Annotated in this window: 12 protein-coding genes; 9 read left to right on the plus strand and 3 right to left on the minus strand. The window is 72.8% G+C overall.

Annotation, left to right across the window (positions count from 1 at the left end; all coding sequences use genetic code 11):
• Positions 1–6 precede the first annotated feature (6 nt).
• A complete protein-coding gene (locus ACIRQY_RS11300; RefSeq protein ID WP_403923961.1) occupies positions 7–759 on the minus strand; it encodes a GntR family transcriptional regulator in 753 nt (250 codons plus the stop codon).
• Positions 760–1042: 283 nt separating this feature from the next.
• Between ACIRQY_RS11300 and ACIRQY_RS11305 the strand changes: the two genes are divergently transcribed.
• The 5 genes from ACIRQY_RS11305 (at position 1043) to ACIRQY_RS11325 (ending at position 6353) form a co-directional block, all read left to right on the plus strand.
• Entirely contained in the window at positions 1043–2203 is a 1161-nt protein-coding gene (locus ACIRQY_RS11305) for an ABC transporter substrate-binding protein (RefSeq protein ID WP_403923964.1), read from the plus strand.
• Positions 2203–3348 carry an ABC transporter permease gene (locus ACIRQY_RS11310; protein ID WP_403923967.1) on the plus strand — a complete coding sequence of 382 codons (1146 nt, stop codon included), beginning with the start codon at positions 2203–2205 and terminating at the stop codon, positions 3346–3348. Before ACIRQY_RS11305 ends, ACIRQY_RS11310 begins: the two co-directional genes overlap by 1 nt.
• A 407-nt stretch (positions 3349–3755) precedes the next feature.
• Positions 3756–4511 carry an ABC transporter permease gene (locus tag ACIRQY_RS11315; protein WP_403924665.1) on the plus strand — a complete coding sequence of 252 codons (756 nt, stop codon included), beginning with the start codon at positions 3756–3758 and terminating at the stop codon, positions 4509–4511.
• Position 4512: 1 nt separating this feature from the next.
• Positions 4513–5622: an ABC transporter ATP-binding protein gene (locus ACIRQY_RS11320; RefSeq protein WP_403923969.1), complete on the plus strand. Its 1110-nt coding sequence runs from the start codon at positions 4513–4515 to the stop codon at positions 5620–5622.
• A gap of 53 nt (positions 5623–5675) precedes the next feature.
• Positions 5676–6353, plus strand: a complete 678-nt coding sequence (locus tag ACIRQY_RS11325) for an HAD family hydrolase (protein ID WP_403924668.1) — start codon at positions 5676–5678, stop codon at positions 6351–6353.
• A gap of 189 nt (positions 6354–6542) precedes the next feature.
• On the opposite strand, the gene ACIRQY_RS11330 is transcribed toward ACIRQY_RS11325, so the two are convergent.
• Together ACIRQY_RS11330 and ACIRQY_RS11335 are read right to left on the minus strand one after the other, a co-directional pair.
• Complete coding sequence (locus ACIRQY_RS11330) at positions 6543–6740, minus strand: hypothetical protein (protein WP_403923972.1); 198 nt, start codon at positions 6738–6740, stop codon at positions 6543–6545.
• 181 nt (positions 6741–6921) lie between these two features.
• Positions 6922–7725, minus strand: a complete 804-nt coding sequence (locus tag ACIRQY_RS11335) for a helix-turn-helix domain-containing protein (protein ID WP_403923975.1) — start codon at positions 7723–7725, stop codon at positions 6922–6924.
• Positions 7726–8068: 343 nt separating this feature from the next.
• Here ACIRQY_RS11335 and ACIRQY_RS11340 point away from each other — a divergent pair, with 343 nt between their 5' ends.
• The 4 genes from ACIRQY_RS11340 (at position 8069) to ACIRQY_RS11355 (ending at position 12924) form a co-directional block, all read left to right on the plus strand.
• Positions 8069–8524 (plus strand): hypothetical protein, encoded by a 456-nt coding sequence (locus ACIRQY_RS11340; protein WP_403923978.1) that lies wholly within the window; start codon positions 8069–8071, stop codon positions 8522–8524.
• A 93-nt stretch (positions 8525–8617) separates the two neighbouring features.
• Complete coding sequence (locus ACIRQY_RS11345; protein WP_403923981.1) at positions 8618–9283, plus strand: class I SAM-dependent methyltransferase; 666 nt, start codon at positions 8618–8620, stop codon at positions 9281–9283.
• A gap of 1120 nt (positions 9284–10403) precedes the next feature.
• A complete protein-coding gene (gene miaB / locus ACIRQY_RS11350) occupies positions 10404–11945 on the plus strand; it encodes a tRNA (N6-isopentenyl adenosine(37)-C2)-methylthiotransferase MiaB (protein WP_403923983.1) in 1542 nt (513 codons plus the stop codon).
• A gap of 238 nt (positions 11946–12183) precedes the next feature.
• Entirely contained in the window at positions 12184–12924 is a 741-nt protein-coding gene (locus ACIRQY_RS11355) for a class III extradiol dioxygenase subunit B-like domain-containing protein (protein ID WP_403923986.1), read from the plus strand.
• Positions 12925–13122: the final 198 nt, after the last annotated feature.

The following is a 13122-nucleotide window of genomic DNA, read 5'->3' on the forward strand; positions in this document are numbered from 1 at the left end:
CCGGTGTCAGGACGCGGGCCCGCCCCGGTGCCGTTCCAGCGGGGTCGTGGTGGCGGAGTTCGTCACGCTGAAGGTGATGCTGCCGGGCCGGTAGCGGTCGTCCGTCCACTCGATCGGCCGCCCCGACCGGTCGCGGCTCACGTGCCGCTGCCGCAGCAGCGGGCTGCCCCGGCGGATGTGGAGCAGCTCCGCGTCCCGGGAGCCCGCCGCCACCGCGTCGATGAGGTGCTCGCCGTACTGGGCGACGATGCCCGACTCCCGGGCGATGCTCTCCATGATCGAGACGCAGTCCTCGGGGAGCGCCTCGACGGCGGGCGCCGCCCAGCCCGCGTACGCGGTCCGCTCGATCATCGCCGGTTCGCCCTCCAGGCGGCGCAGCCGCAGCACGTGCAGGACCTCGCTCCCGGCCGGTACGGCGAGACGGCGGGCCTCCTCGGGCGTGGCCGCCCGCCGCGACCGCAGCAGGATGCGGCTGGTGACGCGCAGCCCCATGCCGTGGGCCCACTGGGCGAAGCTGTTGAGCTCGGCGAAGCTGTGGGGGCGCTCCTGGCGCAGCACGATGCGGCGGGCGCCCTGCCGGGAGCCGACGAGCCCCTCCGACTCCAGGACGGCGACCGCCTGACGGACCGTCCCCCGGGAGGCCGACCAGCGGGCCACCAGGTCCGCCTCGGAGGGGAGCTGGGAGCCGACGGCGTACTCGCCGTCGAGCACCGCCCGCCGGACGGCCTCGGCGATCTCCAGATAACGCGCCCTGCCCATGGGCCCTCCTTCCGTCGGTGCTGTGCGCAGCCGGTCCCCGCGCGTTCCGGCCCGGAGGCTCACCCTAACCCCGTGGAACGCCCCCGGTACCGCTTTCGGACACAGTCAACTGCCCGCAGTTCACCAGCGGTTCACGTGTCCCCGGTCTTCGCGCACTCCTCCCCGGCGGGTCATGTCCCGTTCATCTCCACGTCGTGGGACCCGGGCGAACTGGAGCTCCACTTGTTCAGACAAGTGGCAGCCCCTTCAAGGCTTCAAGTGACGCCCCCGTCTCGTCCCAGGAGTGACCGTGCCCAGATCTTCCGGCCGCCGCGCCGCCGTCCTGCTCGGCGCCGCCGTCCTCACCACCCTCACCGCCGCCTGCGGCGCCGCCCCCGAAGGACCCGCCGCGGGCAGCGCCGGGGCTGTGGCGGCCAAGGCCACCTCAGTCAGTGCCTTCGGCGGCATGGAGAAGCTGGTCGCCGCCGCCGAGAAGGAAGGCGCCCTGCACGTCATCGCCCTCCCGCCGGACTGGGCCAACTACGGCGAGATCATCGAGGCCTTCCAGGCCAAGTACCCCAAGATCAAGATCCAGAGCGAGAACCCGGACGCCGCCAGCGCCGACGAGATCGCCGCCGTCAAGTCCCGCAAGGGCCAGGACCGCGCCCCCGACGTCCTCGACCTGGGCATCGCCTTCGCCCGCAGCGGCGCCGAGGAGGGCCTGTTCGCCCCGTACAAGGTCACGGCCTGGGACAAGATCCCCGACGCCCAGAAGGACGCCGACGGCCGCTGGTACAACGACTACGGCGGCTACGTCTCCATCGGCTGCGACGCCAAGCGCGTCCCGAACTGCCCGGAGACCTTCGCGGACCTCCTCAAGCCCGAGTACAAGGGCAAGGTCGCCCTCAACGGCAACCCCACCAAGTCCGGCTCCGCCTTCGGCGGCGTCTACGCGGCGGCCCTCGCGAACAAGGGCTCCTTCGCCGACATCCAGCCCGGCATCGACTTCTTCGGCGAGCTGCGGAAGAGCGGCAACTTCATCCCCGTCGAGTCCACCCCGGCCACCGTCGAGAAGGGCGAGACGCCCATCTCCATCGACTGGGACTACCTCAACGCCGGTTACGCCGACCAGTTCGCCTCCAAGGGCGTCGACTGGAAGGTCACTGTCCCCGCCGACGGCGTCTACGCCCAGTTCTACTCGCAGGCCATCAACAAGGACGCCCCGCACCCGGCCGCCGCCCGCCTGTGGATGGAGTTCCTCTACAGCGCCGAGGGCCAGAACCTCTGGCTCAAGGGGTACGCCCGCCCGGTCCTGCTGCCCGCGATGACCGCCGACGGCACCGCCGACAAGTCCTTCGTCGCCAAGCTCCCCGAGGTCGAGGGCACCCCCGCCTTCCCGGCCTCCGCCGAGCTGGACAAGGCCAAGGCCACCCTCGCCGAGAAGTGGGACAAGGCCGTCTCCTGATGACCGCATCCGCCACGCCCCGCCGGGGCACGGACAGCACCCCGGGCCCGCCCCGCCGGGAGACGGACACCGTGCCCACCGCTCCCCACCTGGGGGCGGGCAGCACGCCCGGCCCGGGGGCGGACGCCGTGTCCGACTCGGCCCACCCGGGGACGGACATCGTGTCCAGCTCACCCCACCCGGGGACGGACGCCGTGTCCGACTCGGCCCACCCGGGGACGGACGCCGTGTCCAGCTCACCCCACCCGGGGGCGGACACCGTCGGCGGCACCCGCCGCCGACGGCGCGGCCCGCGCACCTGGCTCGCCGTTCTCCCCCTCGTCCTGTTCGCCGGAGTCTTCTTCGGCCTCCCGCTCACCGCCCTCCTCCTCGGCGCGGTGACCCGTACGGAACCAGCGGGACCCGGCGCCCCCGAGGGCGCCACCACCACCGTCCTCACCGGCGACCACCTGGCGCTCTCGCTCCAGGGCCCGTACCTCGGCTCGCTCCTCGGCAGCGTCCAGCTCTCCGCGCTCACCGCGCTCATCGGCGGTGTGCTCGGCGTCCTCGTCGCCCAGGCCGTCGTCACCTCCCGCTCGCGGGCCCTGCGCACGGCGGCCCTCACGGCCTCGGGCGTCCTCGCCAACTTCGGCGGCGTACCGCTGGCCTTCGCCTTCATCGCCACCCTCGGCATCTCGGGCGTCGTCACCCAGCTCGGCGACCTGGGCGCGCTCGGCTGGGACCTGTACTCCTTCACCGGACTGACCGTGGTCTACCTGTACTTCCTGATCCCGCTGATGGTCCTGGTCACCGTGCCCGCCCTCGACGGACTGCGCCCCCAGTGGCGCGAGGCCGCCCGCAACGCGGGAGCCACCCCCTGGCAGTTCTGGCGGTACGTCGGCCTGCCCGTGCTCGCGCCCTCCCTCCTCGGCGGCCTGGTCCTGCTCTTCGGCACGGCCTTCGCCGCCCACGCCACGGCCGCCGCCCTGGTCGGCGGCTCGGTCCCGCTGGTCACCCTGAAGATCGCCGACGCCCTCTCCGGCAACGTCCTCACCGGCCAGGAGAACGTGGCCCTCGCCCTGGGCCTCGACATGATCCTCGTCGCCGCCCTGGTGATGGCCGTCTACCTGCCCCTGACCCGACGGAGCGCCCGATGGCTGCGATGACCCCCGGCACGGCGGACGGCCCCACCGTGCCGCGTACGGACTCCGGCCCGATCGCCGGCTCCGCGAGCCCGCGCAAGGCCGCCGGAGCTGGACCTGGACCCGTGAGCCCGCGTACGGCCGACAGCGACGAGGAGCCGCGTACGGCCACCGGCGTCGCGGAGCCGCGTAGGGCCGACCACGCCCCGGCACCGCGTACGGCCACCGGCCCTGCCGACCCCCACCCGGCCACTGACTCCGCGATGCCGCACACGGCCACCGGCTCTTCGGGCCCGCCCGCACCCACCGGCCCTGCCGACCCGCACCCGGCCGCCCCTCCCACCGCCCCCGCCGCGCGCCGCCGCCGCCCCCGGCCCCGGATCTGGCGCGGCGCCGTCCTCGCGCTCGCGGGCGCGTACTTCCTGCTCCCGCTGCTCGCGTCCTTCGTCTTCACCGTGCACGTGCCCGGCCAGGGCGTCTCCTTCGACGCCTACACCCAGCTCATCGGCGCCGACGGCTTCACCGAGAGCCTGCTGCTCTCCCTCGGCCTCGCCGCCGCCACGATCGCGCTCTCCCTGCTGCTCGCGGTCCCCGCCCTCATCGCCGTCCGCATCGGCCCGCCCCGGCTGCGCCCCCTCGTCGAGGTGCTCTGCACCCTGCCCCTCGTCGTCCCGCCGATCGCCCTGGTCACCGGCATCACCACGGTCCTGCGCCGGGGCCCGGAACACCTCGCGCACACCCCCTTCTACCGCACGTTCCTCGCCGTGCAGGACGAGTCCTTCCCGGTCGTCCTCGTCCTGGCGTACACCGTGCTCGCGCTGCCGTTCGTCCACCGCGCCCTCGACGCCGGACTCCGCGCCGTCGACGTCCCCACCCTGGTGGAAGCCTCCCGGAACTGCGGGGCGAGCTGGCCGTACACCGTCTTCCGGGTCATCCTGCCGAACCTGCGGACCTCCCTCGCCGGAGCGGCCTTCCTCACCCTCGCCCTCGTCCTCGGCGAGTTCACCATCGCCTCGCTGCTCGGCTTCCGGCCCTTCGCCGTCTGGATCGTCTCGATCTCCGGCTCCCACGCCCGGATGTCCGTCGCGGTCTCCCTCCTCAGCCTCGTCATCACCTGGGTGCTGCTCCTCGCGCTCTCCCGCGCCGGAACGGCCCGCGCCGCCGCACCCGCCCGTAAGGAGTCCTGACATGTCATCGGCCACCGCGGAGCGCCCCGCGCCCCCCGCCACCGGAGCCCGTCTGGAGTTCCGCTCGCTGCGGCGCGCCTTCGGCACCACCGTCGCCCTCGACGGACTCGACCTCACGGTGGAACCCGGCGAACTCATCGCCCTCCTCGGCCCCTCGGGCTGCGGCAAGACCACCGCCCTGCGCATGGTGGCCGGATTCGAACACCCCGACTCCGGCGCCGTCCTCGTCGACGGCCGGGACATCACCGACGTCCCCGCCGACCGGCGCGACGCGGGCATGGTCTTCCAGTCGTACAGCCTCTTCCCCCACCTGACCGTCCGAGACAACGTCACCTTCGGCCCGCGCGTCCGCAAGGTCCCCGCCGCCCGCCGCGCCGAACGCGCCGCCGAACTCCTCGACCTCGTCGGACTCCCCCGGCACGGCGACCGCTACCCGCACCAGCTCTCCGGCGGCCAGCAGCAGCGCGTCGCCCTCGCCCGCGCCCTCGCCCTCGAACCCCGGGTGCTGCTCCTCGACGAACCGCTCTCCGCACTCGACGCGAAGGTACGGCTCAGCCTCCGCGAGGAGATCCGCAGGCTCCAGCTCTCCCTCGGCATCACCACCGTCTTCGTCACCCACGACCAGGAGGAGGCCCTCTCCATGGCCGACCGGGTCGCCGTCCTGAACGCGGGCCGCCTGGAACAGTGCGCCGCCCCCGCCGAGCTGTACGCGCGCCCCGCCACCGCCTTCGTCGCCGAGTTCGTCGGCACCATGAACCGGCTCCCCGGCCGCCGCACCGGCCCGGACACCGTCGAGGTCGCGGGCCGTACGGTCCCCGTGGACCCGGCCGCCGCAACGGGACACAGCACCGGAACCGGACCCGACGCCCACGTCGACGTACTCGTCCGCCCGGAGAACGTCCTCGCCACCCCCGACCCCGCCGGGGACGCCACCGTCGTCGGCACCGCCTTCTTCGGCGCCGTCACCCGCGTCCGCCTCCTCCTGCCCACCGGAACCGAGGTCAAGGCCGACCTGCCCTCCCGCGACGCCACAGGCCTCACCGTCGGCGCCCGCGCCCGGCTCGACCTCGCCCCGCAGCCCGTCCTCGTCCTCCCCGGAACCGCCGCGTGACCACCTACCGGACCACGGCCACCAGCCCCCGGCTCGGCGCCGTCCTCTTCGACATGGACGGCACCCTCGTCGAGACCGAGGGCCTCTGGTGGCAGGTCACCGAAGAGATCGCGGCGGGCCTCGGCCACCGCCTCACCACCGCCGACGCGCCCCACGTCGTCGGCCGCGCGGTCGAGGACACCGCCGCCCACCTCGTCCGCGTCACGGGGACGGCCGACCCCGCCCGGGTCGCGGCCGACCTCGGCCGGGAGTTCCTCGCCCGCGTCGAAGCGGGCGCCCCGCTGCGCCCCGGCGCCCAGCGGCTGCTCGACCGGCTGGACGCCGAAGGCATCCCGTACGCCCTGGTCAGCGCCTCCCCCCGAAGCGTCGTGGACAGCGTCGTCGGGGGCTCCCTCGGGCACGTCCCGTTCGCCTTCACGCTCTCCGCCGACGACACCCCGCACACCAAACCGCACCCCGAGCCCTACCGGACCGCCGCCGCCCGCCTCGGTCTGCCGGCCGGAGCCTGCGTCGCCGTCGAGGACTCCCCGGACGGCACGGCCTCCGCCGACGCGGCGGGCTGCGCCGTCCTCGTCGTCCCCTCCCTGCTGCCCGTCCCCGACTCGCCCCGGCGCACCTTCGCCGACACCCTGGAGGACGTCGACCCGGCCCGGCTCCGCGCCTGCCTGTCCCGCGCGGCCGGGGCCGAGGAGCCGCCGGACGGAGGGTCTCCCGCGACCGCCTACCCTTGAGCCATGACCAGCAGCAGCGACCGGAGCAGCATCGTGGGCGAAGCCAAGACCTATGAGATCCGCACCTAGACCTCTGGTCGTCTTGAAACGCAGAAAGGCCCCCTGATCAGGCACAAAGCCCGGTCGGGGGGTCTTCTGGCGTCCTGGGTCCGTGTACGGCGGGCCGTGCCGGGACGCGGCCGGACGGTATCAGCTACCGGCCCGTTGCTCTCGCTCGGCCATGAAGCGGGCGGTGTGCTCCTCCGCCTTCGCCAGGCGGGCCGAAGCCTCGGTATGGTCCGCTTCCATCCGGGCCCGAGCCTCGGCACGGTACGCGACATCTCGGGGATGCGAGGAGAAACCCGCCTTCTCGTCCGCAGCGAGGTTCCTGGGCTGCTTGGCGGCCATCTCGTGGTCCAGGGTCGCCCGCAGGGCGTCATGACCCCCAGGGGCCCGCCCACGCACTCAGCGAGCAGCGTGTGTACACGCTCCACAACGTCGTCACGGTCGGCGGCACGGCTCATCGTCGGACATCCTGTCCGCGCCGGTGCCGGGGGTCGTTTCGACCTCACTGGGATGGCCCTCGTGATCACTCGGGGGCGCGGGAGTACTGCTCCAAGATCGCCTTCGACGTGGACTTGTCCACAAGCCGCAGCTCCCACGGCCCCGTGTTCACATCAAAGTCCTTGCCGAACCCGACCCACTTCCCGGCCATCCTCCGGCCGGTCGGCTCCACCAGAAGCTGTAGTGCCCCGTGGTAGCGGGCACCGTTGTAGTAGCCATCGGCGGCGGTCACCTCGACCCATGAGCCGGTGACGACGTTCCGGTCAACGGTCAGGTCGAGGGACAAGGGACTGTCCGGGTTGCTCGATGCCCCCGGGAGGCTCTGAGCGGTCAGCCGGTTCCTGTGCTGCACGATCACCACATAGTGCTTGCCCTCGTACGTGTCGCCACGGCTGGACGAGTAGAACTCGTACCGGCTGAGCCACACACCCGAGTACTCCCCATCGGCCTGTCCGGCCAAGGGACGGGCGGCGCCCGATCCCCGCGTCCGGGCGCTGACGGCGGCGGAGGTGGCTCTGCCCTGTCCTGCGTCCATGTCATGCCCTCTTGTTCCGTCTGCGTGAACCCTCGCCATCGGAACCGGCAGGGTGAACCCCAGCGCTTCCACGGGACGCCCTGTGACCCTCTCCAGGGCCCGCGCGTACACACCCCGGGGTGTCTTGCTCGTCCCGGACTCCCAGCGCTGCACAAGCCGCTTGGAAGCCTCGTTCGGCTCCCCGAGATCCTGCCCCGCCTGCCGGAGCGCTTTGGCGAACTCGTCCTGGCTCAAGCGCAGGCCGATACGCACGGCCCGCAGCACATCATTAGGCACAACGGCGGTCGTCGTCATGACGTCAAAGCTATCGCCAACACGGTCCCAATGACACCGGATTGACGCCCATGGGGGCGACATTGACGCCCCTGCAAGAGACGCCCCGGTGACGCCCGAAGCGTCGTCACACTGGCCCTGCCTCCCGCAGCAACATCGATCCCGCACACCGCGCCGGCCAGGGAGGCGAGCGGATGACCATGACCGTGCGGGTGTCCCGCGACGACGGCAGAACCTTCGGCCGACAGGTCGTCTGCTCGACCGGCACGGGATCGAAGCCGAACCCCATGGCTACGGCCGTCTGGCCCCCCTGTCGGTGCCCGCTGTGTGAATCCGACTCCCCGACGATCCGAAAGGCACAGACGTGACCACCACGAAGCCCACGAACGTCAAGGACCTCATCAGCCCCGACCTGTCGGCCCAGCTCATCAAGGACGTACGCAAGGTCTGGCCCGAGCTGAGCGACGACCTCGGCGCCCGGGGCGTGCACCAGATGACGGCCTACCTCGCCACCGCCGCCCACAGCACCGAGCCGCTGTCCCCGTCGCTCCGCGTCGACCTGTTCTGGCACGCGTTCATCATGCGCACGGTCGACTACATCGCCTTCTGCAAGGCGCTGGGGGTGGTCTACATCCACCACGTCCCCGAGGACGACGACGAGAACGGCACCAACCCCGAGGCGGGCCGGGCCGCCCTCACCCGCACGAAGGACAGCATCCTCACGGCCGGTCACACGATCGACGCCGAGTTCTGGCCGGGCACGGGCGCGGCCGACTGCTCGCAGTGCCACGCCGGATGCCACAACAGCCCGAAGAAGTAGCGGCGTTGGGCGGACAATGAGACCGCCCGAACACCGCACCGCCCCCAGGGTCACACTGGCCCTGGGGGCACCGCCACACCCCCGGGGAGAGACGTGCAGCACGACGTAGAGGCATGGGACCAGTGGGCCACCGACAGGCCCGGCCGCCGCGGCACGAACGCAGCCGGTGAGACCACATGGTTCAACTGGACGATCTACCCCGACCACGGGCCCGGCGCGGAAGTCCTCGGGGACATCGGCCCCGGTGCCCGCGCGCTTGAGCTTGGCTGTGGCTCTGGCGGCAACCTTGCCCACGTCGCCACCCTCGGCGCTGACGCGGCCGGTATCGACCTGTCCCCAGTGCAGGTGCAGGCAGCCGTGGACAGGTACCCGCACCTGGCCGTGCAGGTTGCTGACGTGCTCGGGTTCCTGGCCGCCGCCCCGGCCACGTATCAAGCCGTCTACAGCGTGTACGGCGCTTCCTGGTTCACCGACCCCGACGACCTGTTGCCGCTCGTCCTCGCCACGCTCGCCCCCGGCGGCCGCTACGCGTTCTCCCAGAATCCTCCCGCGCTCCCGGGTTGTGTCGGCCCGCAGGCCACACAGATGAAGCCGCCTGCGCCCGGTGATCCTCTGTACGTGAAGCGCTGGGACTACGAGCCGGAGGAGTGGGAGGCGCGGTTGAAGGAAGCCGGTTTCGTGGACGTACGGGCCCGCATCATCGCCCCGCCTGCCGATCGCCGTACCGGCACTCTCCTGGTTACCGGGGACAGGTCGTAGCCGCAAGGGGACCACCCCGGACAGTTCCCTGATGCCGCGCCAGACCCTCCTGCGGAAGGCCTTGGGTCCCGGCGACGGTACAGTCCGAGGTCCCTGGCCTCACCACTCCGACGGAGCGCCCCGGCTGCCGTCCCGGCACGCGTCACTGTCACCACCGGCAAGAGGACACTCCCGCTCGTCCTGCCCGGGGACTGCTCCCCGGGCCACAGCTCCAGCTCCCGAGCCATGACCCGCAAGAGGGAAGGTGGACGGGAGGGGACCCGACGTACGGGTACAGCCCGTGAGCACGTGGACGGCTGCGACTGGCACGCCTGCGACTGCCCGCACAAGGAAGGGCTGCAGATCGACTTCGACCCTGACGTGTACAAGGAGTCCCTTGAGGTCGTGACCCGCATCCTGCGGGGCGACTCCCGACGCGCAAGCCGCGCAGCTTCTCGCCCTGCTGGTGAAGGCCCCCCCGCACCCGCACGACCGGCGCGGCCCCTCTCCTTGACGTGGCGTACTGCGACTGCGGCGGCAAGCTCCGCCTGTGGCGGGCAACGAGGAAGATCAAGGGTGGGGAGAAGGTGTACCGGAACCATAGGTGCCAGTACGCCGACAAGGGCCAGTGCGACGCCGGAGCGATCAACGCCGATGACCTTGAGTCCCTGGCATCGTCATACGTCACGATGCCGAACATCCTCGGGGGCGTCGAAGTGCATGAGTCGCACCTGATGCCGGGGAAGGACCACACCAGAGAGATCGGCCGGCGCAAGGAAGCGCTCAGCAACCTCACGGCCCGTCTCGCCCTGGTTCCCGCAGGGGGCCCGCCATGGATGCGGTACGCCAAGCCATGGGGACCACACGGAAGCCATCGAGAGGCTTGAGCGGCTCCCCAGCGAGACGCCGAGTGGATCTCCGTTCCGACCGGGGAGACGTACGCGAAGCAGTGGGCCCGGATGGACGGGGACGGTCGTCGGCGGCTCCTCATGGAAGGCGCCTTCACGCTGGTCGCCTGCCGCAGGAACAGAGGTAGGGGCGGAGCCGCGCGGAAGGGCACGCACACGCAGATCCTCATGTGCCCGGGTCCCGATCTTGCCGCCCGTCTCAACGCCCCCAGGGACACGCTTACCCTTATTGCATGAGCAGCGCAGGCCAGGGTGGAGCAGTGGAGTCGAAGAGCGAGCACGGCGTAGCCGTTCCAAGAAGCTATGAGATCCGCACCTACGGGTGTCAGATGAACGTCCACGACTCCGAGCGGCTCTCCGGTCTGCTGGAGGAGGCCGGGTACGTCCGGGCCCCCAAGAGCGCGGACGGCGACGCCGACGTCGTCGTCTTCAACACCTGCGCGGTCCGCGAGAACGCCGACAACAAGCTGTACGGGAACCTCGGCCGCCTCGCCCCCATGAAGACCACGCGCCCCGGTATGCAGATCGCCGTCGGCGGCTGCCTCGCGCAGAAGGACCGCGAGACCATCGTCAGCCGGGCCCCCTGGGTCGACGTGGTCTTCGGCACCCACAACATCGGCAAGCTCCCCGTCCTCCTGGAGCGCGCCCGCGTCCAGGAGGAGGCGCAGATCGAGATCGCCGAGTCCCTGGAGGCGTTCCCCTCCACGCTCCCGACCCGGCGCGAGTCGGCGTACGCGGCCTGGGTGTCGATCTCCGTCGGCTGCAACAACACCTGCACGTTCTGCATCGTCCCCGCGCTGCGCGGCAAGGAGGAGGACCGCCGCCCCGGCGACATCCTCGCCGAGATCGAGGCGCTGGTCGCCGAGGGCGTCTCCGAGATCACCCTGCTCGGCCAGAACGTCAACGCGTACGGCTCCGACCTCGGCGACCGCGAGGCCTTCTCCAAGCTGCTGCGCGCCTGCGGCCGGATCGAGGGCCTGGAGCGGGTCCGCTTCACCTCCCCGCACCCCCGCGACTTCACCGACGACGTGATCGCCGCGATGGCCGAGACCCCGAACGTCATGCCGCAGCTGCACATGCCGCTGCAGTCCGGCTCGGACACGATCCTGCGCGCGATGCGCCGCTCGTACCGGCAGGAGCGTTTCCTCGGGATCATCGAGAAGGTCCGCGCGGCCATCCCGCACGCCGCCATCTCCACCGACATCATCGTGGGCTTCCCCGGCGAGACGGAGGAGGACTTCGAGCAGACCATGCACACCGTCCGCGAGGCCCGCTTCGCGAACGCCTTCACCTTCCAGTACTCCAAGCGCCCCGGGACCCCGGCCGCCGAGATGGACCACCAGATCCCCAAGGAGGTCGTCCAGGAGCGCTACATGCGGCTCGTCGCCCTCCAGGAGGAGATCTCCTGGGAGGAGAACAAGAAGCAGGTCGGCCGCACCCTCGACGTCATGGTCGCCGAGGGCGAGGGCCGCAAGGACGGTGCCACCGACCGCCTCTCCGGCCGCGCCCCCGACAACCGGCTCGTCCACTTCACCAAGCCGGACGGGGGAGTGCGCCCCGGTGACGTCGTGACCGTCGCCATCACCTACGCGGCCCCGCACCACCTGCTCGCCGAGGGCCCGGTCGAGGCGGTCCGCCGCACCCGCGCGGGCGACGCCTGGGAGAAGCGCCACACGACCGCGGCGAAGCCCGCGGGAGTCCTGCTCGGCCTCCCGCAGATCGGTGTCCCGGCCCCCCTCCCGGCCGCCGCGGTCCCGGCCTGCGGAACCCACTGACACCGTTCCCAGCGGGCCGGACACGGCCCGGACCGGCCACCACGGCCACCCGGAGGAGCACGGCACCCCACGCCGGGCACGCGAGCCCCGCCGCCCGGCCGGGGTGACGGCCGCCGGGCGGTGCCTCGACGCGGTCTGCGAGGCCGGGCCCGTACGGCGTGGCACATCGTGGCACCGCCCGGCGCGGCCGGGCCTTCGGTCGCGGTGCGGCGCGGGGCCGCCCAGTAGGCTGCCGATCATGCTTGTCGCCGCCGCAGTCTGCCCCTGCCCCCCGCTCCTCGTGCCCGAGGTCGCGGCCGGTGCCGCCCCCGAGCTCGACGCCGCGCGGACGGCCTGTGCCGATGTCCTCGGGCTGCTCGCCGCCGCCCGCCCGGACCGGCTGTACGTCGTCGGGCCCGCGGGCGAGGGCGCGGTGGGCGTCCACCCGGCCGGTTCGACGGGCTCCTTCGCCGGATTCGGCGTCGACCTCTCCGTACGCCTGGGAGCCCCGGGGACACCGGCCGGCCGGGCCGCCCCCGGGGCACCGGCCGGTGACCGGCCGCTGCCCGGCTCCCTCGCCGTCGGCGCCTGGCTCCTCGACCGGGCCGGGTGGGCCGACGCGCCGGTCGAGGGCCTGGCCGTCGACGAGGCCGCGACCCCCGACGTGTGCGCCGGGCTGGGCCGTGGCCTGGCCGGTTCCGCCGCGCGGGTCGCCCTGCTCGTCCTGGGCGACGGCAGCGCCTGCCGCACGGTGAAGGCCCCCGGCTACCTCGACGAGCGGGCCGAGGGCTTCGACGCGACGGCCGCCCGCGCGCTCGGCGCGGCCGACGCGCCCGCCCTGCTGGCCCTCGACCCGGAGCTGGCGTACGAGCTGAAGGCGGCGGGCCGCGCCCCCTGGCAGGTCCTCGCGGGCGCCGCCGGGGGCGCGGGGCTCGACGGGCGGCTGCTCTTCGAGGACGCCCCCTACGGCGTCGGGTACTTCGTGGCCGCCTGGTCCTGAGCACCCGGGAACGACGACGGTGGCCGCCTGGTCCTGAGCACTCAGGAACGACGACGGTGGCCGCCAGGTCCTGAACACCCGGGAACGACGACGGGGGGGGGGGGGGGGGGGGCGCGGGCGGCCGGGGGGCCCCCCCCCCGGGGGGGGGGGGGGGGGGGGGGGGGCGGGGGGGGGGGGGGGGGGGCCCCCGCGCCCGGC

The organism is Streptomyces sp. NPDC101490, from assembly GCF_044767145.1.
Lineage (GTDB): Bacteria > Actinomycetota > Actinomycetes > Streptomycetales > Streptomycetaceae > Streptomyces.

Excerpts from the sequence above, each read along its gene's own strand:
- ACIRQY_RS11310 (WP_403923967.1), top strand. The coding sequence starts at position 2,203 with ATGACCGCATCCGCCACGCCCCGCCGGGGCACGGACAGCACCCCGGGC.
- ACIRQY_RS11355 (WP_403923986.1), top strand. The coding sequence starts at position 12,184 with ATGCTTGTCGCCGCCGCAGTCTGCCCCTGCCCCCCGCTCCTCGTGCCC.
- ACIRQY_RS11330 (WP_403923972.1), bottom strand. The coding sequence starts at position 6,740 with ATGGCCGCCAAGCAGCCCAGGAACCTCGCTGCGGACGAGAAGGCGGGT.
- ACIRQY_RS11335 (WP_403923975.1), bottom strand. The coding sequence starts at position 7,725 with ATGACGACGACCGCCGTTGTGCCTAATGATGTGCTGCGGGCCGTGCGT.
- ACIRQY_RS11325 (WP_403924668.1), top strand. The coding sequence starts at position 5,676 with ATGGACGGCACCCTCGTCGAGACCGAGGGCCTCTGGTGGCAGGTCACC.
- ACIRQY_RS11300 (WP_403923961.1), bottom strand. The coding sequence starts at position 759 with ATGGGCAGGGCGCGTTATCTGGAGATCGCCGAGGCCGTCCGGCGGGCG.
- miaB (WP_403923983.1), top strand. The coding sequence starts at position 10,404 with ATGAGCAGCGCAGGCCAGGGTGGAGCAGTGGAGTCGAAGAGCGAGCAC.
- ACIRQY_RS11320 (WP_403923969.1), top strand. The coding sequence starts at position 4,513 with ATGTCATCGGCCACCGCGGAGCGCCCCGCGCCCCCCGCCACCGGAGCC.